General features: G+C 67.2%; 25 protein-coding genes and 1 tRNA gene. 8 read left to right on the top strand and 18 right to left on the bottom strand.

The features are described from left to right. Nucleotides 1-64: 64 nt before the first annotated feature. Nucleotides 65-1,339 (top strand): flagella assembly cyclic-di-GMP phosphodiesterase TipF, encoded by a 1,275-nt coding sequence (gene tipF / locus AC1DW4_RS04430; protein WP_477016013.1) that lies wholly within the window; start codon nt 65-67, stop codon nt 1,337-1,339. 177 nt (nt 1,340-1,516) lie between these two features. On the opposite strand, the gene AC1DW4_RS04425 is transcribed toward tipF, so the two are convergent. From AC1DW4_RS04425 to lspA, 3 genes are all read right to left on the bottom strand, one after another. Continuing rightward, nucleotides 1,517-1,966 carry a PaaI family thioesterase gene (locus AC1DW4_RS04425; protein WP_477016012.1) on the bottom strand — a complete coding sequence of 150 codons (450 nt, stop codon included), beginning with the start codon at nt 1,964-1,966 and terminating at the stop codon, nt 1,517-1,519. Between the two features lie 67 nt (nt 1,967-2,033). After that, nucleotides 2,034-2,600 carry a DUF3035 domain-containing protein gene (locus AC1DW4_RS04420; RefSeq protein WP_477016011.1) on the bottom strand — a complete coding sequence of 189 codons (567 nt, stop codon included), beginning with the start codon at nt 2,598-2,600 and terminating at the stop codon, nt 2,034-2,036. Nucleotides 2,601-2,669: 69 nt separating this feature from the next. After that, a complete protein-coding gene (gene lspA, locus AC1DW4_RS04415; protein ID WP_477016010.1) occupies nt 2,670-3,176 on the bottom strand; it encodes a signal peptidase II in 507 nt (168 codons plus the stop codon). A gap of 78 nt (nt 3,177-3,254) precedes the next feature. On the opposite strand from lspA, the gene AC1DW4_RS04410 reads away from it, so the two are divergent. The 3 genes from AC1DW4_RS04410 to AC1DW4_RS04400 are packed head-to-tail and all read left to right on the top strand — an operon-like array spanning nt 3,255 to nt 5,583. Then, nucleotides 3,255-4,124 carry a TIGR01459 family HAD-type hydrolase gene (locus AC1DW4_RS04410; RefSeq protein WP_477016009.1) on the top strand — a complete coding sequence of 290 codons (870 nt, stop codon included), beginning with the start codon at nt 3,255-3,257 and terminating at the stop codon, nt 4,122-4,124. A gap of 38 nt (nt 4,125-4,162) precedes the next feature. Continuing rightward, complete coding sequence (locus tag AC1DW4_RS04405; RefSeq protein ID WP_477016008.1) at nt 4,163-4,618, top strand: MaoC family dehydratase; 456 nt, start codon at nt 4,163-4,165, stop codon at nt 4,616-4,618. Nucleotides 4,619-4,629: 11 nt separating this feature from the next. Then, nucleotides 4,630-5,583, top strand: a complete 954-nt coding sequence (locus tag AC1DW4_RS04400; protein ID WP_477016007.1) for a bifunctional riboflavin kinase/FAD synthetase — start codon at nt 4,630-4,632, stop codon at nt 5,581-5,583. Here AC1DW4_RS04400 and AC1DW4_RS04395 read toward each other — a convergent pair. Together AC1DW4_RS04395 and AC1DW4_RS04390 are read right to left on the bottom strand one after the other, a co-directional pair. Beyond that, nucleotides 5,555-6,112, bottom strand: coding sequence for a DUF3828 domain-containing protein (locus AC1DW4_RS04395; RefSeq protein WP_477016006.1), 558 nt, complete (start codon nt 6,110-6,112; stop codon nt 5,555-5,557). The genes AC1DW4_RS04400 and AC1DW4_RS04395 overlap by 29 nt on opposite strands. Next, nucleotides 6,109-6,672: a DUF3828 domain-containing protein gene (locus tag AC1DW4_RS04390; RefSeq protein WP_477016005.1), complete on the bottom strand. Its 564-nt coding sequence runs from the start codon at nt 6,670-6,672 to the stop codon at nt 6,109-6,111. Before AC1DW4_RS04390 ends, AC1DW4_RS04395 begins: the two co-directional genes overlap by 4 nt. A 230-nt stretch (nt 6,673-6,902) precedes the next feature. Here AC1DW4_RS04390 and ileS point away from each other — a divergent pair, with 230 nt between their 5' ends. Continuing rightward, complete coding sequence (gene ileS, locus AC1DW4_RS04385; RefSeq protein WP_477016004.1) at nt 6,903-9,827, top strand: isoleucine--tRNA ligase; 2,925 nt, start codon at nt 6,903-6,905, stop codon at nt 9,825-9,827. Between the two features lie 201 nt (nt 9,828-10,028). On the opposite strand, the gene AC1DW4_RS04380 is transcribed toward ileS, so the two are convergent. Further along, nucleotides 10,029-10,691, bottom strand: a complete 663-nt coding sequence (locus tag AC1DW4_RS04380) for a COQ9 family protein (protein ID WP_477016003.1) — start codon at nt 10,689-10,691, stop codon at nt 10,029-10,031. 186 nt (nt 10,692-10,877) lie between these two features. Here AC1DW4_RS04380 and rpsU point away from each other — a divergent pair, with 186 nt between their 5' ends. Continuing rightward, nucleotides 10,878-11,117, top strand: coding sequence for a 30S ribosomal protein S21 (gene rpsU, locus AC1DW4_RS04375; RefSeq protein ID WP_298161710.1), 240 nt, complete (start codon nt 10,878-10,880; stop codon nt 11,115-11,117). 236 nt (nt 11,118-11,353) lie between these two features. On the opposite strand, the gene AC1DW4_RS04370 is transcribed toward rpsU, so the two are convergent. From AC1DW4_RS04370 to murA, 6 genes are all read right to left on the bottom strand, one after another. After that, a complete protein-coding gene (locus tag AC1DW4_RS04370; RefSeq protein ID WP_477016002.1) occupies nt 11,354-12,739 on the bottom strand; it encodes an ABC transporter permease in 1,386 nt (461 codons plus the stop codon). Next, complete coding sequence (locus AC1DW4_RS04365) at nt 12,736-13,701, bottom strand: ABC transporter ATP-binding protein (RefSeq protein WP_477016001.1); 966 nt, start codon at nt 13,699-13,701, stop codon at nt 12,736-12,738. The genes AC1DW4_RS04370 and AC1DW4_RS04365 overlap by 4 nt, the downstream gene beginning before the upstream one ends. A gap of 75 nt (nt 13,702-13,776) precedes the next feature. Beyond that, a complete protein-coding gene (locus AC1DW4_RS04360; protein ID WP_477016000.1) occupies nt 13,777-14,406 on the bottom strand; it encodes a M23 family metallopeptidase in 630 nt (209 codons plus the stop codon). Between the two features lie 158 nt (nt 14,407-14,564). Further along, a complete protein-coding gene (locus AC1DW4_RS04355) occupies nt 14,565-15,029 on the bottom strand; it encodes a UPF0262 family protein (protein ID WP_477015999.1) in 465 nt (154 codons plus the stop codon). Then, complete coding sequence (locus AC1DW4_RS04350) at nt 15,026-15,508, bottom strand: DUF2948 family protein (protein ID WP_477015998.1); 483 nt, start codon at nt 15,506-15,508, stop codon at nt 15,026-15,028. The genes AC1DW4_RS04355 and AC1DW4_RS04350 overlap by 4 nt, the downstream gene beginning before the upstream one ends. Next, the gene (gene murA, locus AC1DW4_RS04345) at nt 15,498-16,802 is read right to left on the bottom strand and encodes a UDP-N-acetylglucosamine 1-carboxyvinyltransferase (RefSeq protein WP_477016218.1); all 1,305 of its coding nucleotides are present in this window, start codon (nt 16,800-16,802) and stop codon (nt 15,498-15,500) included. Before murA ends, AC1DW4_RS04350 begins: the two co-directional genes overlap by 11 nt. Before the next feature lie 369 nt (nt 16,803-17,171). On the opposite strand from murA, the gene AC1DW4_RS04340 reads away from it, so the two are divergent. After that, a tRNA-Thr gene (locus AC1DW4_RS04340) sits at nt 17,172-17,246 on the top strand. A 50-nt stretch (nt 17,247-17,296) separates the two neighbouring features. Here the strand turns inward: AC1DW4_RS04340 and AC1DW4_RS04335 are convergent. The 5 genes from AC1DW4_RS04335 to AC1DW4_RS04315 all read right to left on the bottom strand — a co-directional run bounded on the left by AC1DW4_RS04335 (nt 17,297) and on the right by AC1DW4_RS04315 (nt 22,123). Further along, a complete protein-coding gene (locus tag AC1DW4_RS04335) occupies nt 17,297-17,866 on the bottom strand; it encodes a hypothetical protein (protein WP_477015997.1) in 570 nt (189 codons plus the stop codon). 57 nt (nt 17,867-17,923) lie between these two features. Next, nucleotides 17,924-18,409 carry a peptide-methionine (R)-S-oxide reductase MsrB gene (gene msrB / locus AC1DW4_RS04330; RefSeq protein ID WP_477015996.1) on the bottom strand — a complete coding sequence of 162 codons (486 nt, stop codon included), beginning with the start codon at nt 18,407-18,409 and terminating at the stop codon, nt 17,924-17,926. A gap of 87 nt (nt 18,410-18,496) precedes the next feature. Continuing rightward, entirely contained in the window at nt 18,497-19,984 is a 1,488-nt protein-coding gene (locus tag AC1DW4_RS04325; RefSeq protein WP_477015995.1) for a hypothetical protein, read from the bottom strand. A 126-nt stretch (nt 19,985-20,110) separates the two neighbouring features. Continuing rightward, nucleotides 20,111-21,124 (bottom strand): threonine aldolase family protein, encoded by a 1,014-nt coding sequence (locus tag AC1DW4_RS04320; RefSeq protein ID WP_477015994.1) that lies wholly within the window; start codon nt 21,122-21,124, stop codon nt 20,111-20,113. Nucleotides 21,125-21,130: 6 nt separating this feature from the next. Beyond that, the gene (locus AC1DW4_RS04315; RefSeq protein ID WP_477015993.1) at nt 21,131-22,123 is read right to left on the bottom strand and encodes a mechanosensitive ion channel family protein; all 993 of its coding nucleotides are present in this window, start codon (nt 22,121-22,123) and stop codon (nt 21,131-21,133) included. Between the two features lie 114 nt (nt 22,124-22,237). Here AC1DW4_RS04315 and AC1DW4_RS04310 point away from each other — a divergent pair, with 114 nt between their 5' ends. Beyond that, nucleotides 22,238-22,858, top strand: coding sequence for a hypothetical protein (locus tag AC1DW4_RS04310; RefSeq protein WP_477015992.1), 621 nt, complete (start codon nt 22,238-22,240; stop codon nt 22,856-22,858). Here AC1DW4_RS04310 and AC1DW4_RS04305 read toward each other — a convergent pair. After that, nucleotides 22,855-24,546 (bottom strand): cisplatin damage response ATP-dependent DNA ligase, encoded by a 1,692-nt coding sequence (locus AC1DW4_RS04305; RefSeq protein ID WP_477015991.1) that lies wholly within the window; start codon nt 24,544-24,546, stop codon nt 22,855-22,857. The genes AC1DW4_RS04310 and AC1DW4_RS04305 overlap by 4 nt on opposite strands. Nucleotides 24,547-24,590: the final 44 nt, after the last annotated feature.

The raw sequence follows: 24,590 nt of genomic DNA, 5'->3' as shown, positions 1-24,590 counted from the left end.
TGTTTTGTCCTGATACCCTGATACTCGACCGATTCCATCCGGGAAGTCGGACAACCCCGTTCCCATGCGCGCACTGACCAACGGTTTCCTGTTCTTCGGCTACGTCTTCCTGGCGATGACGGTCGGTGCCTTCCTGTGGCGGGCGGGGCTGGGCATCGGCGCGGGCGCGGGCGGGACCCTAGGCATGCTGGGCGTGCTCGGCTCGGCCCACGCCATCTTCACCGGCATCGCCGAACGCAAGGCCCTGCGCGCCGAGATCGGCACGGTGCGTGAAGCCCACCGCCTGCTGGCCGACGCCATGGAGCAGACCCAGAGCGCGCTGGGCGACCTGGCCACCGCCATCGAGGCCGGGGCCCTGACCCGTACCGAGGAGCTGACCGGCGAAGTCCGTATGCTGGAGGACCTGATCCAGCAGATGAGCGTCTCCATCGACCAGCGCCTGAAGGTCGCCCCGATGGTCGCGCCCGACAGCCAGGAAGCGCGCCGCCACCAGCAGTCGAACCTGCTGCTGAAGACCGTCCACGACGCGCTCAGCGAAAACCGCGTCGACCTGTATCTGCAGCCCGTCGTCACCCTGCCCCAGCGCCGGACCGTCTTCTACGAGAGCTTCACCCGCCTGCGCGACCAGACCGACCGGGTCATGATGCCGGCCGAATATCTGTCCATTGCAGAAGGGGAAGGTCTGGTCCCCGCCATCGACAATCTGCTGCTGTTCCGCTGCGCCCAGATCGTGCGGCGGCTGGCGCGTCAGGACAGGAAGGTCGGCGTCTTCTGCAACGTCGCCCTGTCGTCCCTCGGCGACGAGACCTTCTTCCCGCAGTTCCTGGAGTTCCTCAGCGAGAACCGCGACCTCAAGGAAGCCCTGATCTTCGAACTGGGCCAGGCCACCTTCGACGCGCGCGGCGCGGTCGAGGCCCGCAACATGGCCAAGCTGGCCGACCTCGGCTTCCGCTTCTCGATCGACAAGGTCCAGACGCTGGACCTGGACTTCAACGACCTGCAGCGGTCGGACGTGAAGTTCGTCAAGGTCGCCGCCGACCTGCTGATCGAGCAACTGCTGGACCTGGACGGCGGTTCGCCCATCCCGTCGCTGCGCGACATCCAGGCCGCCGACTTCGCCCAGCTGACCCGCCGCTACGGCATCGAGGTCATCGCCGAGAAATGTGAGAACGAACGCCAGATCGTCGATATCCTCGAGCTCGACATCTCCATGGGCCAGGGCCACCTGTTTGGGGAGCCGAGGGCGATCAAGGAAGCCGTCCTGGCCGAGACCGACCCACCGGCGGACTTCGTGCGCTCGACGCTGATCAGCGCGGAGAAGCGGCGGCGGTTCGCTTAAGCCCTTCCCCCGCTTGTGGGGGAAAGCGGTCCGTCTTCGAGCGAAGCGAGAACAGGACCGATGGGGGAACATCCCTGTCGATGCTCGGGCGGTTCATCGAAAGCAAGACTTCCCCCATCGGCCCTGGATCGCTGCGCGATCGACGGGCCGCTTTCCCCCGGGAAGGATGGGGGAGGGCTATTTCAACTCCATCACCAGACAGGTCGACGTCGCCGTCGCATAGAGCTTGCCGTCCAGGCCCCTCAGGTCGGCCTCCGCGAACCCGGCCCGACGGCCGATCTGCACGATCCGCCCTTCGGCCTTCACCGGCACGCCCTCGGTCAGGGCGTGGTGGAAGACGGTCTTGATCTCCAGGGTCGTATAGGCCTGCCCTGCCTTCAGCATGGAATGCACCGCGCAGGCGCAGGCCGAGTCCAGCAGGGTTGCCATCCAGCCGCCGTGCACCGTGCCGATGGGGTTATAGACCGCCCGCGTCGGCGTGCCCTCGAACACCACCCGCCCCTCCTCGATCTCGATCAGGGCATAGTCGAGCGTCCTGGCGATCGGTGCCGCGTTCTCTTCGCCCTGGAACGCAAGGCGCAACTGCTCGACGCCGGACAGGTGGGTGAGCGACAGGATGCTGGTCATGGCGAACGGTCCGCTGGATGGGTCCGTTCACATTAAGGACCGACGGTGGGCTGGCAAGCCCGCCGCGTCAGAGCCCCGGCAGCTTGAACCCGCCGCTGCGGCGCGGCGCGATCACGATCTGGGACTGGGTCCCGGTCAGGGCCTGCAGGCGGGCGTTCTCGCTGGCGGCATCGATCGTCACGGCACCACTGGCAGTCTCGCTCTGCGTCGGGGCCTGGGTCGAGGCGTCGTCGCGACGCCAGAACAGGATGCGGTTGGCGAAGCTGGTTTCCTTGTGCGCCAGATCGCCGAACTCGTCATCGACGACATAGCGCGCCAGAGGATCGGCCCGGTCGGCACCGGCGGCGGTCACCAGCGCCTGCTCGCCCGGCGTGCGGGTGATGGCCTGACGCTGACCCAGCAGAATCTGGCGGGCGGCGCTTTCGGGTGCCAGTTCCTGCGGCCGGGGTTGGCCGGGCGCGGGCGGACGCAGGCCGTATTCCGGCGGCACGGTCAGGGGAGCCGAGGCCACCGTCAGGAACTCGTCCGGAACGACCTTGGTCAGGCCGATGGACTGGCGCACCGTCCCGCAGGCGGTCAGGGCGACGGCCGAAACGGCGATCAGGGACACGGTCGAAAGGCGGACGATTCTCATGGTTCGATTCGGCTCCGGCGCGACGGACGCGCCCAGGTCACACATTTGCAGGCACGAAAGAGCCGCTGATTACGCCTTTTCGTTGGCCACGCCAACGGCGACCTTCCGTTCCGAACGGATGCTGTCCAGAATCAGCAGGGCCACGCCGATGGTGATGGCGCTGTCGGCGATGTTGAAGACCCACGGAAAAACGCCCGTCCCCGAAAAATCGATGAAGTCCACGACATAGCCGAACCGGATCCTGTCGATGACATTGCCGACGGCTCCGCCGATGACCAGTCCGATGGCCGCGACCAGGGTCCGACGCTGGGCCTGCAGCGCCCACCAGGCCAGGCCCCCCGCCACGATCAGCGAGAAGATCGACAGCGCCCAACGTGCCGCTCCGCCACCGAACAGGCCGAAGCTGACACCAGTATTCTCGACGTAGGAAAAGTTCAGGATCGGCGGCGCGATCGGGACCTGGCCAACTTCCCGCAGGCTAAGGCCCGAAAGGATCCAGGCCTTCGACAGCTGGTCCAGCACGATGACGACGAGCGCAAAGCCGTAGGCGGCCCAGGCGATACGAGGGATTTTCATGCGCGTCCGGTTAGCAGGCCAAAGCGCCGCCGCCAAACCCTCCCTTCACGCATTTGCCGCGAACGGCTAGTCAGCCCTATGACCCTGCCCCACGCCCTGCCCGCCCTGTCCGCCGTCGCCGCCGATTACGACATCCTGCTGTGCGACGTCTGGGGCGTGATCCACAATGGCCGCGAGAGCTGGCCCGAGGCCTGCGAGGCCCTGACCCGGTTCAATGCCCAGGGCGGGCATGTCGTCCTGATCTCCAACTCGCCCCGTCCCGCGAGCGACGTGATCGCCCAGCTCGACGCCCTGGGCGTGCCGCGAGACAGCTGGCGAGCCTTCGTGACGTCCGGCGACGCCACGCGGATGGAGTTGTCGAAACGCGCGCCCGGCCCGGCCTGGATCATAGGTCCGGCGCGCGACGACATTCTCTACGAAGGGCTCGACCTCGTCCGCGCCCAAGGCGCGGCGGACGCCGCATTCCTGTCGGTCACCGGGATGATCGACGACGAGACCGAGACCCCGGAAGATTACCGCGTCCCGCTGAACGAAGCCGCCGCCCGCGATCTGGAACTGATCTGCGCCAATCCTGACCGCATCGTCCAGCGAGGTGACAAGATCATATACTGCGGCGGATCGCTGGCTGATCTCTATGAGTCCATGGGTGGCCGGGTGACGATGGCGGGCAAGCCCTATGGGCCCATCTATGCCCTTGCCCTGACCGAGGCGGAGCGGCTGTTGGGCCGCCCCGTCGACCGGTCGCGCGTGCTGTGCATCGGCGACGGCGTCGTCACCGACGTGCTGGGTGCCAACCGTCAGGCGCTGGATTGCCTGTTCATCGCTCAGGGGATCCACGGCGATGCCGCGCGCGGGCCCGACGGCACCCTGGATCCGACCCGTGCCGCCGCCCTGCTGACGGCCGAAACGGCCTATGCCCGCTACGCGGCCCTGGATCTGAAATGGTAGTCCTCGCCAAACCTGCAAACGCCCGCTAACACCGCCCCATGAACACCGGACCACACCCCTCGGGCGGCTATATCCTTGAAGAGCTGTCGCCGGGGATGGTGGCGATCAAGGACGTCACGGTCACCGAGGACCGCATCCTTCAGTTCGCCGAGGCGTCCGACGACTTCAACCCGGTGCATATGGACGAGGCCTTCGCCGCGAAGACCGCCTATCGTGGCCGCATCGCCCACGGCCTTCTCAGCGCCTCGTTCGGGTCGGCCGTGGTCGGCACCATCCTACCCGGTGCCGGAGCCATCTACCTCAGCCAGACCCTGTCGTTCCACAAGCCTGTGCGGATCGGCGACGTCGTCCGCGCCCAGATCACGGTCGCGGCCGTCGATCCGGAGTCGGCCCGCGTGACGCTGCGCACCGAGGGCTATGTCGGCGAGGACTGCATCATGGAGGGCGAGGCCACCGTCCGCGTCCCCCGCCGTCGCCGCCCCGCCAAGGCCTGACCGGGCCCGTCGTGTCGACACGGATCGTCACCGGCTGGCGCGACCTGTTCCCCGCCTATCGGGGGGCTGCCGCCGCGCTTGGAGCCTTCGACGGCGTCCACCGTGGCCATCAGGCGGTCATCGCCTCGGCACGCCAGGCAGCCGACCGTCTGGGCGCACCCCTCGCCGTCGTCAGTTTCGAGCCTCATCCGCGCCGCTGGTTCCAGCCCGATGCCGCGCCCTTTCGCCTGATGACCCCCGCCCAGATGGCCCGTGCGCTGGAGCCGCTGGGCGTCGAACGTCTGCATCTATTGCCCTTTGACGCAGAGATGGCCGCCATGTCCGACGCCACCTTTGCCCAGCGGGTGCTCAGTGACGGCCTGGGCCTGACCCACGCGGCCGTCGGCTTCGACTTCACCTATGGCAAGGGCCGGACGGGCTCGCCCGACGCGCTGGCCCGGGCCGGGGCGGATCTGGGCTTCAGCGTCTCGGTCACCCAGCGGATCGACGACACCGGCGGCCTCAAACTGTCGTCCAGCGCGGTGCGAGAGGCCCTGCATGCCGGGGACATGCCACGCGCCGCCGTCATCCTGGGCCGGCCCTTCGCCATCGAGGGCGAGGTGGTCCACGGCGACAAGCGCGGCCGCACCATCGGCGTGCCGACGGCCAATATCCGCCTCGGCGACTACATGCGTCCGGCCTACGGGGTCTACGCGACCCGCACCCACCTGCCCGACGGACGCATCGTCGACGGTGTCGCCAACCTGGGCATCCGCCCGATGTTCGAGATCGCCGAGCCCATGCTGGAGGTCTGGCTGCTCGACTTCGCGGGCGACCTCTATGGCCAGACGGTCGAGACGGAACTGGTCGCCCTGCTGCGCGGCGAAATGAAGTTCGACGGCCTCGACGCGTTGAAGACCCAGATCGACCTGGACGCCGCTGCCGCCAGGGCCGTGCTCAACCGCCCGCCGCCTCGATCAGTTTGATCGTGTCCTGCTTGACCGAGGCCCCTTCGGACCCGATCACGTCGTCGACCTTCCAGTTCACGCCTTCGCGAACCAGGTTCAACGTCTGGGACGTCGTCTCGCCCGCGTTGGTGAACACCACCGCCGCGGTCGCCGTGTTCGGATCGGTCTGACCGACGACGACGTTGTCCAGCGTGAAGACGCCCTGATCCTGACAGGCGCAGATCAGGTCGTAGTTCAGCGAAGGCACCTCGCCGTTCGCGATGCGGACGTCGGCTCCGATCGTGGCGTTCAACGTGCGCGAGAACAGAGGTTCGCGCCCGGGCGCGGGCGTCTCGCCTTTCGGACCCCCCGCCACATACTGGGCATAGAGCGCCCGAACGAACGCCTCCGGCCCTTCGCTTTGCGCAGCATAGACCGCCTCGCGCGTGCCTGCGACGGGGGCGGCCTCGGTCGCCGCAGCCTTGCCCTCTGCCGGAGCCTTGTCGCCGGGCGAGCAGGCCGCCAGCGTCACGCCCAGAGCGGTAAGAGAGATTAGTCCCCGCATCATTCGCCCCCGGTGCCTTCCGCCCGCAGCGCGGCGGTCGACGCGGCGACGCCCTGCTTCAACGGTGGTTCGCCGGCCAGCGAATGACCTTCGCCATAGACGATGTCGTCGACCTTCCACGTCCCGCCTTCGCGCACCAGTTTCAGCGTCTCGTTGGTCGTCTTTGCGCCATCGCCCATCGTGAAGGCCACGGCGGCGTCGGCGCTGTCGGCCCCCGTCGGAGTGACGGCCAGCGAAGTCACACGCAGCTTCTCCCAGTCCTGGCAGTCGCAGATCGGATCGGCCCCCAGATAGCCGACGCCCTGGGCTGCCTCGCCGTCCGCATCCAGCAGGGCCTGGGTGCCCGTCGACCACTGGTTCTCGGGGCCCGTCGATCCGGGCGTGTCGCTGTAGGCGGCGAACAGCGTGCGCACGAAGGCTTCGGCTCCGGCTGCGTCCTGGCCCTGCGCCGGCGCGGTCGCCGCCACATCCGTCTTTGCCGTCTCGGCCGCGCCTCGATCACAGGCCGCAACGGACAGACCCAGGACGGTCAGGGCCACCAGGGCCGACGATTGAAAACGCATGATCCACTCCCCTCGGCGCTGATCGCGCCGTTGATGGGGAGGTTAGCCGAACGCGCCGCTTTTCCCAGCCCAAAGGCCCTGATAGAACCCGACGATGGACGCGCGCCGGATCATTCCGATCGAGATTAGCCGCCCGGCGTAGCGCCGATGGGGCCATTCGCCCCCGCGCCCGCCGGGATTGCCAGCCGACCTCACCCGACGCCCCAATCAGATTGCCCGAGACCAGACGCATGGCCGACGACGCCCACACCCCCGATTCCCCGACCGGCCGCGACTATCGCGAGACCGTCTTCCTGCCCGAGACGCCCTTCCCGATGCGCGGCGGCCTGCCCCAGAAGGAACCGCTGATCCTGGAGCAGTGGGGAGACCTGTATTCGACCCTGCGCGCGCAGCGTCAGGCGCAGGGTGCCCCCCTCTACGTCCTCCACGACGGCCCGCCCTATGCCAACGGCGACATCCACATCGGCCATGCGCTGAACAAGACGCTGAAGGACTTCGTGGTCCGCAGCCGCTTCCTGCTGGGTTACGACGTCGACTTCGTACCCGGCTGGGACTGTCACGGCCTGCCGATCGAGTGGAAGATCGAGGAACAGTACCGCGCCAAGGGCCGCCGCAAGGACGAGGTCTCCAAGGCCGAGTTCCGCGCCGCCTGCCGCGAATACGCCGCCGGCTGGATCGAGGTTCAGAAGGCTCAATTCCTGCGCCTGGGCATCACCGGCGACTTCGAGAACCGCTACGCCACGATGGACTACGGCTCCGAAGCCGCCATCGTGAAGGAATTCCACAAGTTCAAGAACACGGGCCAGCTCTATCGCGGCTCCAAACCCGTCATGTGGTCCCCGGTCGAGCGCACCGCCCTGGCCGACGCCGAGATCGAGTACCACGACCACGTCTCGCCCACGATCTGGGTCAAGTTTCCGGTCATCGCCGCCACCGACGACCACCCCGACGACCTGCTGGCCTTCCGCCACCAGACGCCGTCGATCGTCATCTGGACGACCACGCCCTGGACCATCCCGGCCAACCGCGCGATCAGCTTTGGCCCCGAGATCGCCTATGGCCTGTACGAGGTCCAGTCGATGGAACAGGGGCTGGAGTTCGAGCCCTGGGCCAGACAGGGCGACCGGCTGATCCTCGCCGACAAGCTGGCCGAGGAGGTCTTCAAGGCCGCGAAGATCGCGACCTGGACGCGTCTCGATGACATCAACCCGTCGGGCCTCGTCGCCGCCCACCCGCTGGCGGAGCTCGACGACGGCTATCGGTTCAACGTGCCCCTGCTGGACGGCGACCACGTCACCGACGACGCCGGCACGGGCTTCGTCCACACCGCCCCCGGCCACGGCGCGGACGACTTCGACGTCTGGAAGGCCCACGGTCATCACGAGGTGCCCGACACCGTCGATCCCGACGGGGCCTACTACCCCTCCGTCCCCCTGTTCGCAGGCCTGAAGGTGCTGGAGACTGAGGGCAAGAAGACCGGCAAATTCGGCTCAGCCAACCCCGCCGTCATGGACAAGCTGATCGAGGCTGGCACCCTGCTGGCGCGCGGTCGCCTCGAACACTCGTACCCCCACTCGTGGCGCTCCAAGGCCCCGATCATCTTCCGCAACACGCCCCAGTGGTTCATCCGCATGGATCAGCCGCTCAAGTCGGGCGAGACGCTGCGCGAGACGGCGCTGGGCGCGATCGACCGGACCGACTTCCACCCCGCCGCCGGCAAGAACCGCATCCGTTCGATGGTCGAGGGCCGCCCCGACTGGCTGATCAGCCGCCAGCGCGCCTGGGGCACGCCGCTCGCCATGTACGTCGACAAACACACCGGCCAGCCCCTGCACGACCCCGAGGTCGACGCCCGCATCGTCGCCGCGATCGAGGAAGGCGGCGCCGACGCCTGGTACACCCGTCCCGACAGCGATTTCCTCGGCCTGCACGACCCGGCCAACTACGAGAAGATCGACGACATTCTCGACGTCTGGTTCGATTCCGGCTGCACCCACGCCTTCACGCTGGAGACCCGCGATCCGGCCCACGGCTACACCGGCGACCGCCCGTCGCACTGGCCGGCGAACCTGTATCTCGAAGGCTCGGACCAGCATCGTGGCTGGTTCCAGTCCAACCTGCTCGAAGGCTCCGGCACGCGCGGCCGCGCCCCCTATGACGCCGTCCTGACCCACGGCTTCACCCAGGACGAGAACGGGGAGAAGATGTCCAAGTCGCGGGGCAATACGACCGACCCCGCCGTCGTCATCAAGGAATCCGGCGCCGACATCCTGCGCCTGTGGGTCGCCCTGGTGGACTATGCCGAGGATCAGCGGATCGGGAAACAGATCCTCCAGACCACGGTCGATGCCTATCGCAAGCTGCGCAACACCGTCCGCTATCTGCTGGGGGCCCTGGCCGATTTCGACGAGGCCGAACGCGTCACCTACGCCGACATGCCGCCGCTGGAACGGTTCATCCTGCACCGCCTGTGGGAACTCGATCTGCAGGTGCGCGGCGCCTACGAGACCTACCGCTTCCAGGACGTCGTCCGCCCGGTGCTGGAGTTCTGCGCCGGCGACCTCTCGGCCCTCTATTTCGACATCCGCAAGGACAGCCTCTACTGCGACCGCCCCGACGCAGTGCGTCGTCGCGCGGCGCGGACGGTGATGCACGAGGTCTTCCTGCGGCTGACGGCGTGGCTCGCCCCGCTGACCCCCTTCACGATGGAGGAGGCCTGGACGACGCGGTATCCGGACGGCGGGACGAACTGCGCGCGGGTGATCCCGGAGACGCCGGCAGAGTGGCGCAACGCGGATGAGGCGGCGCGGTGGGCGAAGGTCAACACGGTGCTGGACGTCGTCACGGTCGGCCTCGAGGAAAGCCGTCGGGCCAAGGTGATCGGCGGCGCGCTCGACGCCTGGCCGACCGTCACCTTGCCGACCGATGCGTTCGCCGCCTTCGACGGCCTCGATCCCGCTGAGGTATTCCGCACCAGTGGTGCCGAGATGATCGTCTCCGGCGAAGCGATTTCGGCGACCATCAAGCCAGCCGACTTCGCCAAATGCGCCCGCTCCTGGCGCCGCGTCCCCGACGTCGGCTCCGACCCCACTTACCCCGACCTCAGCGCCCGCGATGCGGATGCCGTGCGGTGGTGGGATCGCCAGCACGGCTGATGCTCACCCTCTCCCGGCGGGAGAGGGCTTGAGCGCCTGAGAGCGTAGCGATCAGACTTGCGCGAAAGGGTGAGGGGTGGAGGAGAGACGCATCGCGTCGTGACGACGGGTGCGTACCGGCGAGAGCAACACCCCTCACCCTTTCGGCTTTGCGCATCGCTGCGCTCTGCGAGCCTCAAGCCCTCTCCCGCGGGGAGAGGGTTAGACCCTGCCGTACCGCATCCGGCTGAGGAACTCAGTCGCCCGTTTCACAGGCGCGTCCAGATCCATCCCCGCCTTCCACTTCTCGAAGGCCATGACGTTCTCGATCCGCGCACGAACGAACGCCTCCGCCCGTTCCCGCCCCTCGAACCAGCGCATGGTCAGGGCCGGGATCAATATCCCCGACAGGATCGTCCGCTTCGAATAGTGGTTCCAGTCCGTCGCCGTGTCGCCTGCCCAGCGCCACAGGTGGTCCGCGCTTTCCCACGCCAGGCTCAGCCCCAGGTCGGCATTGGTCGGCAGGGCCAGGAAGCCCGCGCATTTCTTCGTCGCCTCCAGATCGGCCGCCCCCGCCTCCATCCGCGCCGAGACGGCGGCGAAGATGCGGTCGCGGATCTTCATCGTACCGGGCTCGCCCAGCGCCTCCAGCGCCCGCGCGTCATGCCGCCGCGACAACAGGGCCGCCAGATCGCGCGGGCCGTTGGGCAGCAGCAGGTCCTGATCGCCCTGCGACAGGCCGTTCTCGGCGCAGGCGGCGCGGACCATCCGGCCGCTCCAGCCATGCGTCGGGGCCAGGCGGATTGCGGCATCCAGCACGGCCTGTTCCATCCGGTCGCCCCAGTCGCCGGGGGCTTGGTTCGAGAGGTGTGGCGCATCGGTCATGGGGGCATTGTATCCTCGTCCTGATCAACGCGCGACGGGGCGATCCGGACCGCGACGATCTGGACAGGGCACCTGCCTTGGTGTATCCGCACGCCTTCGCTCGCCGGGCTGTCGCCCGCGGGAACAGATTTTATTTGTCTGCTCGCTTCTTCATCGATGCGGCGGGCAGCCAAAGGAGAGTTCAACCTGGTACAGATTTTCGTTCGCGATAATAACGTCGATCAAGCGCTCAAAGCCCTCAAGAAGAAGATGCAACGCGAAGGCAGCTTCCGCGAAATGAAGCGCCACGTGCACTACGAGAAGCCCTCGGAGAAGCGCGCCCGCCAGAAGGCCGAGGCCGTTCGTCGCGCCCGCAAGCTGGCCCGCAAGCGCATGCAGCGCGAAGGCCTGCTGCCGCCGCCCAAGCCCCGCGTCCCGCGCGCCTAACCCGCCGCGAAGATCAGAGATTTCAAAGGCCGCTCCCGATGGGGCGGCCTTTTTCGTTGTCTCCTCCACGTCCGCCTCTTGGCGGATCGGGAGGTGGATGCGAGCCCTTGCGAGCAGACGGAGGGTTTATGCGTGCACCAAGAACACCTCCCGTCGTCGGATGACGACGTCATCCTTCCTCCATTTCGCTTTGCTGCGTGCCCCTCCCCATCCTTCGGACGGGGAGGAGAAGCCTATCAACGCTCCCCGCCGCCCATGGCCGTGGCGAAGCTCTTCCAGCTCAGCTTCACGTCCGACAGCGCTCCGGCGCGGAACGCGCGCCCCGCCAGCCAGACCATCAGCAGGGCGACGGCGAACATACCGGTCATGGTGCCGATCACCTCGATCAACGGCGGCTCCGACGGTGCCCGCGCGCTCATCAGGAAGGGCGTGAAGAACGGCACCCAAGACAGGAAGCGAATCGCGGGCGCATCGGGGTTCACCAGCGACATCTGGACGACCAGGATCGGGATCACCAGGATCATCATGATCGGTCCCATCAGGGTCTGGGCGTCGCGCGGGGTCTCGCAGAAGGCCCCGATGGCGGCGAACAGCACCGCATACATCAGGTATCCGCCGACGATATAGGCCGCGAAATAGAACAGCAGCCCGTTCGTCATCAGCACCGAGCCGACATCGGCCGCCACCCCGGGGGCCGCCGAAATCAGGCCGAAGGCACCTATTCCGCCCCACACGACCAGCACCGTCAGCGTCAGCATCGCCACGCCCAGGACCTTGCCGGTCAGGATTTCGGTCGCCGAGGCGGAGGACAGCAGGACCTCCAGGATCTTGTTGGATTTCTCCTCCATCACGCTGTTCAGCAGGATCGACGCTCCCGTGATGATCAGCGACCACAGGATGAAGCACATGGCCAGGCCGATGACGCCGGGCAGCCGGTCGCGCAGCGAGACCTCCCCCGCCCCCGCCGACTTCGGCGAGAAGACGCCGATCTCCGGCTTGAACTCGTCGGTCTGATCGACCACGGCCGCATCGATGCCCGCCGCTTCCAGAACCGCCTTGCGGTTGGCGTCTTTCAGGGCGTCGCGAACGAAGTCCTCGACCGTGTCGTCCGATGCCCGCGCCGCCCAGACCCTGGCCCCTGGCCCCTCGGCTCCCCGTGTCAGAAACACCACCGCATCGAGCCGGTCGGCCTTGGGCGTCTCGTCGGTCAGATATCGCCGCACGACCCTGTCGCGCTCCGCGCCTGGAGCTGCATTGGCCAACTCCGCCGGTACGTCGACGAACCGAAGCCTGGGCTGGCTTATCGACGCCAGGGCCCCCTGTGCCGCGCCGGGAGGCGCTCCGGCCGAGGCCGCCGCCTTTTCAGCCGCTTCCCGTGTGCGCTCGGCCCGGCGATCGGTGTCGTCCGCCAGAGCCTTTCTCACGGCATCGGCCAGCCCTGTCGCTCCGGGACCATCCTCGATCAGGGCGACGGCGCGAACCGTCTCCGCGCCCTTCAGCAAAAGCGGCAAGCCCCCGCCCAGCACCGCGAACAATGGCAGGGCCAGCAGCGACAGCCAGAAGCCCACGGTGCGGGCATAGGCCAGGTATTCCCGGCGGGCGATCAGCAGGACGCGGCTCATCGTACGATCTCCGGAGAGGTGACAGGGCGCGCGACGCTCTGATCCTGGTCCGGGTGATCCCCGGTCAGGTCGATGAAGGCGTCATGCAGCGTCGGCTCCTTCAGTTCGAAACGCCGAACGTCGAGCCCGGTCACGAACGCGGCCTTCAGCGCCTCCTGGCCATTGGCACCCGGCGCCAGCGCCGCCTTCAGCAGCCGCACGCCACCCTGCTCCGATTTCACCTCGACGCCCGTCACACCGGGCAGCCCGGCGACCGCCGCCTCGGCGATTTCGCCTTCCAGCTCCAGAAAACGGCGCGAAGTCGCCCTCGCCTCCCCCACCGTGCCGTCAAAGGCCTTGCGACCCCGCGCGACAAGCACGACCTGATCGCACAGCCGTTCGGCATGCTGCATGACATGGGTGGAGAACAGAACCGTGGCGCCGTTGGCCGCCAGATCGCGGATGACGGTCTCCAGCCCCTGCTGATTGACCGGGTCCAGCCCGCTGAACGGCTCATCCAGGATCACGAACTCAGGCCGGTGCACGACCGAGGCGATCAGCTGGACCTTCTGCGCCATCCCCTTGGACAGCTCCTTCATCTTCTTGTTGCGTGAGGCCCCCAGCCCCTGCGCCTCCAGCATCTCCCTGGCGCGCCTGCGCCCTTCTGACGCCGGCAGGCCTTTCAGCGATCCAAAGAAGGCGATCGCGTCGACGGGGGTCATCTTCTTGTAAAGACCACGCTCTTCGGGAAGGAACCCGATCCGATCCCGCACCTTGCGCCCGTCCGACGCGCCCAGAATCGAGATGGTGCCGTTGGTGGCCGACTGCAGGCCCAGGATCATCCGGATCGTGGAGGTCTTGCCCGCGCCGTTGGGGCCAAGGAAGCCGCAGATCGCGCCCTTGCGAACTTCGAAGCTCAGGTCGCGAACCGCCTGGAACTCGCCATAGCGCTTGTTGACGCCATCCAGAACCAACGCCGCCATACGCACCCCCGAGCCTGACACAGAGCAAGGGGTAGCAAAGGCGCGCGGAGCCTCAAACTGTATTCGACGTAAGGATCAGGATGCGTCGGAAACGTGCGTCGGCATGTCGGCGGCCACCTCGAAGACCTGACCCATCACCCGGGCCGGATTGACCTGCGCCCCAGCCCTGCGCACTTCGAAATGCAGATGAGGTCCGGTGGAATAGCCGGTCGATCCGACCAGACCGATCCGTTCGCGCTCGCCGATCCGATCGCCCGACGCGACGTCGATACGGCTCAGGTGGCCATAAAGGGTGGTCATACCGTTAGGATGGCGCATCTCGATGAAGTTGCCGTACCCCGCGGGATCGTGCCCGATGCGGATCACCTCGCCCTCGGCGGCCGCGAAGACGGTCGTTCCGGTCGGAGCCGCGATATCGACACCCTTGTGCATTCGCGCCCCCGGTTCGCCGCCAAGCCGCCGCATGCCGAAGCGGGAGTTGATCGCGAAGCCAGGCACCGGTTCATCGAAGGCCATCTCGCGCATGATCGGTCCGGCCGGTGCGGCGACGGCCAGGACTGGCACGGCTTCCGGAACCTCGACGTTCCCGGAGGGCGGCGCGGCCGCAGGGGCCATGGCCATCGCCAGAACGGCAACGCCGATCAGAGCGCCGGTCTGGCCGGAGTGGGTGATCAGGGAACGGACGGCGGGCGGCAGTCGACGCATGAATTCTTCAGCTCGGGCGGCGCTTTTCGAAAGCGGTGGAGCAGCGACCGGTCAAAGCCCAGACGGGCGAACGACGCTGGCGAGCCGCCGTTCTAAGACTCCGTTGGGCGACTTTTGGGCACCGGCCGTGACAGGACGCCGCACCCTGGAACCGGGCGTCAGCCGCGCCGGTAGAGCGCGCACACCAGCGTGAACAACCGCCGCGCGGTCTCGTGATCGATCTCGATCTTGCCGTCCAGCCGCGCTTTCAGCAGTTCGGCCCCTTCGTTGTGCAGACCTCGACGCCCCATGTCGACCGCCTCGATCTGGCTCGCCGACGATCCTCGCAGGGCCTCGTAGTAGCTGTCGCAGATCATTAGGTAATCCTTGAGTACGCTCTTCAGCGGCGTCAGGGACAGGGCATAGGTGCGGACGAAATCGATCCCCGCGATGTCAAAGACCAGCCGGTTGTCCTGTAGCGAAAGCTTCAGCCCATAGGGTCCGGCGTCGACCCCGTCCGGTGCGAACACGTTCTTTTCGACCAGATCGAAGATCGCCACGCGCCGTTCGTGCTCGATCTCGGCCGTGGCGGAGGGCAGGGTCGCCTCGTCCAGTTCGACGGAGGCCAGGCGCTGTTCGGTCATTTGCCGCTTCCGTCCAGATGGGTGGGCATGACCTTGGCCTGCCAGCGTTCGGACAGGTCCGCCACCACCGCGTCCAGGCATTCCACATCGACCCGCAGGTCTCCACCGCCCGCGAACATCAGGATGACCTTTCCGCTGGGTGCCTCCCCCTCAATGAAGTGGATCGCCAACAGTTCCAGCGGCGCATCGGGCAGGCGCGGCAGGCCGCGGCTCTTGACCGCTTGCACATCCCCGAACTGCATGGCCGCCCGCACCCAGGTGCCGCCGCATTCCCAGCAGAAGCGGCTAAGTTCGATCGTCAGGCGACGCGCGCCCTTCTCCCATACGATGTCAGCGGGGCGCAGGATCGAGTCCTGCAGCGCGGCGGAGATTATCGCCAGATCCTGATCGTCCTCGGCCAGAAGGCGCAGTGGGGCGTTATTGCCGCCGGCCGCCCGGATCGCCTCGCCTTCCTCCGCCGTCAAAGGTTCAGTGGTCATCACCCGGTCCTTCCACGGGCGGGCCCTTCACCCGCCGGATATCGGCCCCGCAGGCCCCGAGCTTCTCCTCGAGCCGTTCGAACCCGCGATCCAGATGATAGACGCGCCCGATGCTGGTTTCACCCTCTGCCACCAGGCCGGCGATCACCAGACTGACCGATGCGCGGAGATCGGTCGCCATGACGGGCGCGCCCTTCAGCCGCTCCACCCCGGTCACATGGGCCTCGCCCGCGTGCACCGAAATCTCTGCCCCCAGTCGCATCAGCTCGGGCGCATGCATGAACCGGTTCTCGAAGATGTTCTCGTGGATCACGCTGACGCCGTGCGCCGTCGTCATCAGGGCCATGAACTGGGCCTGCAGATCGGTGGCGAAGCCTGGATAGACTTCGGTCGCCACGTCCACCGCCTTCAGTCGGATCGCGGGATCACGCTTGACGACCACTCCATCGGCGGTCGGCGTGATCTGGACTCCGGCCTCGACGAGGCGATCCGTCAAGCTCTGGATCAGTTCGGCCCGGCCCTTGGTCAAGCGCACTTCGCCCCCCGCCATCGCCGCCGCGCAGACATAGGACCCCATCTCGATCCGGTCGGGGATGACCGACCATTCGCCGCCGTTCAGCGACGTCACGCCATCGATCACAAGGGTGTCGGTGTCGATCCCCTCGATCCGGGCCCCCATCATGACCAGGCATCGCGCCAGATCGCCGATCTCCGGCTCTCGCGCCGCCCGCTTCAGAACCGTCGTGCCGCGCGCCAGCGTCGCCGCCATCAATGTGTGCTCGGTGGCCCCGACGGAGACGAACGGAAACTCGATCTCGGCTCCTCTCAGGCCGTTCGGCGCGGTGGCCGAGACGTAGCCCTCCTCCAGCTCGATCAAGGCACCGAGGCGGGTCAGGGCGTCGATGTGCAGATCGACCGGCCGGGCCCCGATCGTGCATCCGCCGGGCAGAGAGACCTTGGCATGGCCGGTTCGCGCCAGCAGCGGCCCCAGCACATTGAAACTGGCCCGCATCTGCCGAACCAGATCATAGGGCGCGAAGGTCGATGTGATCTGTCGTGCATCGAACAGGGTCTCCTGCCCGTCGGCACCGTCGCGCTCCGTCACCGTCATGCCGAACTGCTGCAACAATCGGCCCAGGAACTTGGTATCGGCCAGGCGCGGCATATTGGTCAGCAGCAGCGGCTGTTCCGTCAGGATCGAGGCCGCCATCAGCTTGATGGCCGAGTTCTTGGCCCCGCTGACGGGAATCGAACCGTGGAGGCTGTGGCCCCCGTGAACCGTGATGCTGTCCATGACGTCCTTGAGACCGCAAGGATCAAGCATCCCGGCGAGCCGGTTATCTAGCCCGGCGCGGGCCTGTCACGAAAGGGCCGACGCTCGCTGTCGTGAAAAGTGTTCAGCTGTCCTTGCGGTCGGGGCGGGCCGTCTTTCGTCGACGCAGATTATCCCGCAGGGCTTTGGCCAGGCGATTGGCACGTTCGGTCTTGGCAGCCTGCTCCGGCGCTCTGACCAGAGCAGGGGACGAGGGAGCCGCGGTGGCGGGGGGCGTGTCGGACGGCTCGGTCATCCACACAGTCAGCACCGGGAAAACTTGCCGGGCAAGCAGAAAGAGGGCTTCCCCCCGATCCATCCAGTGGCTATACGGCCGCTTCTTCAGAACAGGCCGCCGTAGCTCAGTGGTAGAGCGCATCCTTGGTAAGGCTGAGGTCGTGGGTTCGATTCCCCCCGGCGGCACCATCTGAACGACAAAGGCCCGGTCTCTCGACCGGGCCTTTTTTCTTGCCGTTCTAAGGATTACGGCGGTCCTCGCGCGGCTCTCGGCGCTCGGTATCGCTCCCGGCGACCCTGACGCGCTCTTCGAAGAAGGGGTCGTAGGCGGTCGGGCGATGTCCGTGAAAGTCGGTCGGCCGGTAGTCACGATAGCCGAGCCCATCATAGGGGTAGCCCCCGTAGCCCCCGTAGCCCCCGTAGCCGTATCCGTTCCGGCTTTGCGAAAACCTCAGATCAAGTCGGCCATTTTCGCCGATCGGCAGCGACACGCCAACGGCGACGGCGTTGAAGTCGCCTGTACCGACCGCGCCGCTGACGAAGCCGCGCATCTTTCGATCGTCCAGAGGTCCGCGATCCGATGCGAACGGTGCGTCCGATGGCGACCTCGCGCTGATCCAGCGATCGATCTGTTGTGCGGTCGTCAGGGACTGGGTCGTCGGCGTGATCATCGATGCGTCGGGGCGCGCGTCCGTGGTGGGTGCGATCGCGCCGACCACCACCGAGTCCGCGCCGCGCGGAGCCGTCGAAACCACGCCGTCGGGATCCGATGCCAAGGCGAAGCTTGTCAGAACAAGAAGGGTCAGCATGCCGTCAACTCCGCTACTGTCGCCATCCTAACCCGGATTGAGGCGGAAGGGTGAAGATCACGCGATCCCGTCGCCACGCCCCAGGGGGTCAGGCAAGGGCCGTCCCTCTTCGACGAATTGCAGCGCGACCGAGTTGATGCAGTAGCGCAACCCCGTCGGGGGTGGCCCATCGGGGAAGACATGGCCCTGATGGCTGCCGCAGCGTGCACAGGTCGTCTCGGTTCGCGTCATGCCGTAGGAACGATCCACGATCGCCGTGACATGCGCCTCGTCGACCGGCTGGGTGAAACTGGGCCAACCGGTTCCACTCTCGAACTTGGTCGTGGCCCTGAACAGCGGCAGGCCGCATTCGCGGCAGCAGAACACGCCCGGTCGCTTTTCGCCCAGCAGCACGCCGCAGAATGGAGCCTCGGTGCCGTGTGACAGCAGCACCCGCTTCTCTTCGGCGTTGAGATCGGCCTCGAGCGCGACGCGCTGGCTTTCGCTCGGTGGTGTCAGATCGAATCCAGCGGCGGATCGTACGGGTGTCGTTGTGTCTGTCATGACGCCAAAATAGGAAGGGCCGGACAGGGGTTCCACCCCGTCCGGCCCAACTTCTGCAGGCAACCGCCGCGAGCGGTGCCATTTCGCTTACTGGAACAGAGTTCCGACCCAGGTGCGTACGGCCGTCTCGTCCGCCGGATTGCCGACATAGACCAGCCCTTGCGCCGGAATGAACGGCTGATTGTTCGGGCGCTCGCGGCTGGTCCAGGCCTTGTGGCCATAGCTCAGGTCCGAATAGTTGGACGGCAGACGGGCCACGGTGGGCTCGATGAAGATGGTGTCGGTCGCCGTCGTCGATCCGGCGATGCGGACGTTCGGCAGTTTGGACAGCAGGTCCAGCGTGTCCAGACAGCCGCCCGAGCAACCCGCATCGACCAGAACCACGACCGGACCCTGAACGGGGTTGGCGGCGCCGGTGTCGGCCACGGCGGCACGACCCGGTAGGGTGAAGGTCTGTTGGCCGGCGGCGATGGCCGCGTCGAAGGCCGCGACGATCGCCTGGGTCTGTTCGATCACCGGGCCTGCTTCCTGCACGAAGCGCGGATCGGCCTGCATCCGACCGAGGGTGTCGGCATACCACGTCCGATTACCCGCCGTGGCGCGATAGGTGATGGCACCCGCGGCCGGCTGTCGGCTGACGGTGAACTCGGGCGTCCAGATGCGATTGGCCAATCCGTAGCCTCGCGCGGTCGATGTATAGGCCGAGGCGCCCGAGGCGGCGCGCAGGTCCAGCACGAAGCCTTGCGTTCCGCGCAGGGCGGCCGCCTGGGCTTCGACCTGGGCGTTGAAGGCGTCCCACCCCGCGCTGTCGGCGAAGGAATGGACATTGAGCCACGGACGACCATTGACGGTCTCGATGCTCAGCGGCGTCGCCGTGGGCATGTAAACGGTGGCCCGATAGGCGGCCTCCAGGTCTCCGGCAGCCAGAGGGACGGGCCGCAGTTCGGTCGCGCGCGGACGACCACGCTCGCCGCGCTGGAACTCGCAGGTCGATGGGACCCCGGCGGCGAAGGGATTGTTTCGGTTCCACAACAGATACGGGGCCGAGGTCACCCGCCCGGCTTCGCTTTCCAGATTGCCCTCCCACTTGTCGAGCTTGCCGCGCGCATATTCGTCGATAGGGATAAGGTTGCAGCTGACGACGATGTCACCGATGCGTGGGGCGTTGCGCACGCCCGGTTTGACGTAGGTGACCTCATAGTGGCCGTTGCGCCAGCCCGTCGCGATGCCCGGCCAGCTGGTGCCGAAATAGGGGCCCATGCCTTCGAAAGACGGCGTGATCGCGATGTTGGAGTCACGAAAACCGGCGGCGTAGTACCGCATCAGATAAGCGTGGGCGTCGCCCGAGTTGACCTGGCCGATCCGGCCGTTCGCGTCGGTCAGGCCGGCGTCGAGCCACGCGCGGAAGCTGTCACCGGCGGCACCAGGAATGACGGCGGCCGGGTGGTTGTCGCGCAGCGCATCGTGTGCCGCTTGCAGGTCCGTCCGTGCCAGGGCGCGGAAGTCCTGCGCGGACGCGGCGCTCGCGCTCAAGGCAAGGGTGGCCGCCGCGACGGCGGTCAGAAAACGGATCATCGACAAACTCCAGGCCAGTAATCGAGGGTTCGGCTAAGGGTTAAAGCCGATCCGATGCGACCTTGCCAACCCACTACGGCGATCAGATGACGGTTCGCGTGCCGCGCGAATGGCCTGAAATCTGGATCAGAGCCCGGCGATCACCTCGAGGACTTCGTCAACGGCCTCTTGCGTCGTGGCCCAGGAGCAGACGAACCGGACCGAGCCGTCGTCGAAGCGGTAGCAGGCCCAGCCCGCATCGTTCAGTGCGGCGTGCGCCTTGACCGGCATCCGGACAAACACCGCATTGGCCTCGACCGGGTGGGCCAGGATGAAGGGCGAGCGTGTGGCGATCCCGGCCGCCAGCCGCTGGGCCATCAGGTTGGCGTGGGCGGCCCCGTCCTCCCAGGCGTTCGACTCCAGCATCCCGAGGAAGGGCGCGGCCAGGAACCGGCCCTTTGACGCCGTCTGCCCCGCCTGTTTCAGCCGATTGTCCACCCGGCGCGCCAGGGACTTGTCGAACATCACGATCGCCTCGGTGCACAGGCCGCCGGCCTTGGCCCCGCCGAACACCAGCACATCGACGCCCAGCCGCGCGATCTGGGTCAGGTCGAAGCCCGCCGCCGCCGCGTTGGCCAGCCGCGCGCCGTCCAGATGGACGCCGTATCCGCGCTCCTTAACCGGCTCGATCAGATGTCGAAGCTCCTCTTCGGTGTAGACGGTGCCGTATTCGGTGGACTGGGTCAGGCTGAGGGCCGCGGGCGGCTGTCGGTGGCCGACCTCAGCCTCGTCCAGCGCCCCTTCCAGCGCGCGCGTGTCGATCTTGCCCGACAGGCCCGGCAGGCCGATCAGGCCGACGCCCTGCCCGAAGAACCCGGGGGCACCCGTCTCGTCGGTGCAGACGTGGGCCGCATGGTGCGCCAGCACGGCCTCGTGCGGATAGGCCAGCATCGACAGGGCGATGGCGTTCGCCGCCGTGCCGGAAAAGACGAACCGGATTTCAGGATCCGCATCCAGCCGACGCCGAATCTGGTCGGCGGCGCGCGCGGTGATGTCGTCGGCCCCGTAGGCCTTGGCATAGTCTGCGTTCGCCTCGATCAGGCCACGCAGCGCGGCCGGGGCCATGCCGGCAGTATTGTCGGACCCGAAGTCGTACCGCATCTCAGCTCAGCCCTCGTCCTGGTCGGAATCGTGTCTTGATCCATCGAAGCCCGCGCTTCTGGGATCATCTCTGGAGCGGCGCAATACCGCGCCCTCCGCCACCACCGGCATCACCAGGTCGTCGTGGCCATAGGGAACCGCGACCTGATGGGGGAAGGGAATTTCGATGTCGGCGGCGTCCAGCGCCTCCTTGGCCGCTTGCAGGACGTCGGCCCGCGTCTGCCAGTAGTCGGTGGACTTGACCCAAGCATGCAGACTGATCTCCACGGCGCTGTCCAGCATGTTGGTGACGCCGGCCCACGGCGCGGGATCGGGCAGCACGGCCGCCTGCGCCGTCGCGGCCGCGACCAGCGCCTCTCGCGCCTTGTTCAGGTTCTCGCCATAGCCCACCCCGATCTGCAGCTCTATACGTCGGGTCTGCTGGCCGGACAGGTTCAGGATGACGTCGCCGAACACCTTCGAATTCGGAGCCATGATCTTCACATTATTGGCGTCCGACAGCTGGGTGAAGAACAGGTCCAGCCGCTGAACCTTGCCGACGTTGCCGCCGATATTGACCAGGTCGCCGACACGGTAGGGTCTAAGGATCAACAGCATCACGCCCGCCGCCACGTTCGACAACGTCCCCTGCAACGCCAGGCCCACGGCCAGCGAGGCCGCGCCCAGCACCGCGATGATCGAGGTCGTCTGGACACCCAGACGCTGAAGCACCGCGACGAAACCGATCAGGAAGACGACAACCCGCACCACCTGCACGGCGAAGCTGAGGACGGTCGGGTCGTGCCGGAATCCCCTAACCTTCCCCAGCGCCTTGCGCGTCGCGGAGGCGGCCCAGCGCGCCGCGAAGATCGTCGCGGCCAGGATCGCCAGGGCGATGGCCAGATTGACGGCGAAGTCCCCGATCACCTGGGTCAGCTTGGCCATCATGGCCACGTCCAGCGTCGTCACCTGCTGGCCTGCGGAAATCAGGCCGTTCAAGGGGTTGTCGGTCGAAAGCATCCGGGCGGTCTAACGCCTTGACCACGGATTGGAACCCGTCGCAGTCGAAAAACGGGCTCTCGACGCCGGGCGCGGGCCGCCTCAGACTGTCGGGATGTCGCGGAGTTCGTCGCTTTGAAGAAGTCGTCCCTGAGCGTGGGCGTGGATGTGCCCTGGGTGACCAGCTGGACTGCGGAGCCGATCCAGGGCGTACGCCCCTGCGCCTCCATCGGCGGCCGTCTGGCCCTGACACAGGCGGAGCAGGCCGGCTATGGGCGGCCCGAATATTCGAAGAACCACCTGCTGCGCCAGCGCCTATCGGTCTCCAGGATGCTGTGCCCCATGTGCGGCGAACCCACCGGACCGGACGATCGCGTGACCCAGGTCGCTCGGCGGATCCCCGCCGGTCGGCTGCGGGCCTCGGGCCGAGGGGCCGACCTGTCGTTCCGGATCGCCGACGAGCAGGTGTTGATCGATGCCGGAGCGATCGCCCCCCTGCACCGGCGATGCTCGGACCTGTCGCTGCAGCACTGCCCGCACCTGCGCGCCGAGCCGAACATCGACGTGCAGCCCTTCCCCGCCCGCTGGACCATCCTGCCGCTGCTGATCGAGGCGACGGCGCCCGCGCCCGCCGGGCACGCCCTGATCCCGGGCATGGCTGCACCCGTATCCGTGCCGGTCGTCACCTTCCTGCAGCTGTGCGGTGTGTCCGACGACGTGGACCGCGCCTGGCGCACTCGCAGAAAGGCCGCCTAGCCAACCTTCGCCAGCCGTCCGCCCCCGCCCTCGATCGCGTCCAGCAGATCCATCACCTCGGCGATCGTCGCGGCCTCTCGCGCCGGCTTGTCCCAGCGGATGCGGCCGATGCGGGGAAAACGCATCGCCACGCCGGACTTGTGCCGAGGCGACCGGTTCAGGCCTTCGAAGGCGATTTCCAGCACAAGACCGAAATCCCGTTCGGCCCGCACCGATCGAACCGGCCCGAAGCGGTCGATGGTGTGGTCGCGCACGAACTTGTCGAGCTGTTTCAGCTCCTCGTCGGTGAATCCGAAATAGGCCTTGCCCACAGGTGTCAGCGCACCCTCGGGCGTCCAGACGCCGAAGGTGAAGTCGGAATAGAAGCTGGAGCGTTTGCCGTGCCCGCGCTGAGCGTACATCAACACGCAGTCGATCGAATGCGGATCGCGCTTCCACTTGAACCACGGCCCCTTGGGCCGCCCGGCGACATAGGCGCTGTCCCAGCGTTTCAGCATTAGCCCTTCAGCCGCCGCGCCAACGGGCGGATCGGCACGCAGCAAGCCCAACGCCTCCCAGCTGTCGTAGTCGACCAGCGGTGACAGATGCAGGCGGTCACCGGTGTGCGCGGCCACCATGGCCTCCAGCCGCGCGCGCCGTTCGCGAAGGGGCAGCGAGCGCAGGTCCTCGCCGTCCAGCGCCAGCGCGTCATAGGCCACGATCGCCGCCGGATAGGCCGCCATCGTCTTGGCATCCACCGTCTTCCGGTTCAGCCGCTGCTGCAAATCTCCGAACGGCGCGACCTGCCCGTCGCGCCAGACCAGCAGTTCGCCGTCGATCGCGCCCTCGAACTTGAGCCCAGCCGTGACGTCGCCGAAACTGCCGGAAATCTCGTCGCCGGTCCTGGAATACAGCTTCACCACCCCCTGCTCACGCACGGCCTGGACCCGGATGCCGTCCCATTTCCACTCGGCGGCATAGTCGGCGGGGGCCAGACGGGCGAAGTCCACCGCCTCGTCGATCGCGACGGCCAGCATCACGGGACGGAATCGGCCGGGCGCATCAGGACTGGGTCGCTCCGCCCTGCCCTCCAGCCAGGCGAACAGATCGGCGTAGGGCGGCTCCAGCCCGTGCCAGACTTCCTCGATCTCTGAAACATCCACAGGCTCCAGCGGAATGACCGCCTCGTCGCTCTCGGGGTTGGGAGCATCCGTCACCGCCTCCGGCCGCACCATGGCGGTCGCGGTCTTGGCCAGGCGCGCCGACAGACCGACCCGCAAAGCCCCGGTGACGAGTTTCAGCAGCGCCCATCGCCCCTTGGGTGCCAGGGCATCCAGCCAGCCTTCGATCAGCCCCTGAACCTCGCTGCGCTTGGCGGTCGCCAGAGCATCGACGATCTCGCCCAGCTCGGGTTCGCGGTTGGGTCGGTGATCGGGATTGCCGGGCCAGATCAGGGCGACGGTCTCGGCCAAGTCGCCGACGTAGTCATAGGACCAGCGGAAGAGCACCGGATCCACCCGTGCCTCGACCGCCCGCCGGATCATCGCCGGCTTGGCCGCATCGAAACTGAGTTCGCCGGTCAGGGCCGCCAGTGCCCAGCCCCGGTCCGGGTCGGGCGTGACCCGCAGATAATCACGCAGCAACACCAGCTTGGCGTTCCTCGATCCCGTCAGCGACAGGCGATCCAGCAGTTCGGCGAAGGCGCGCATGAAGCCTCATCTAGGCACAGGCCCTTCCAAACGCGAAAACGCCC

It is taken from the genome of Brevundimonas sp. P2_A6, from assembly GCF_056404975.1.
The sequence above is the reverse complement of the archived record's forward strand: the minus strand, read 5'-3'. Positions and strand labels throughout refer to the sequence as shown.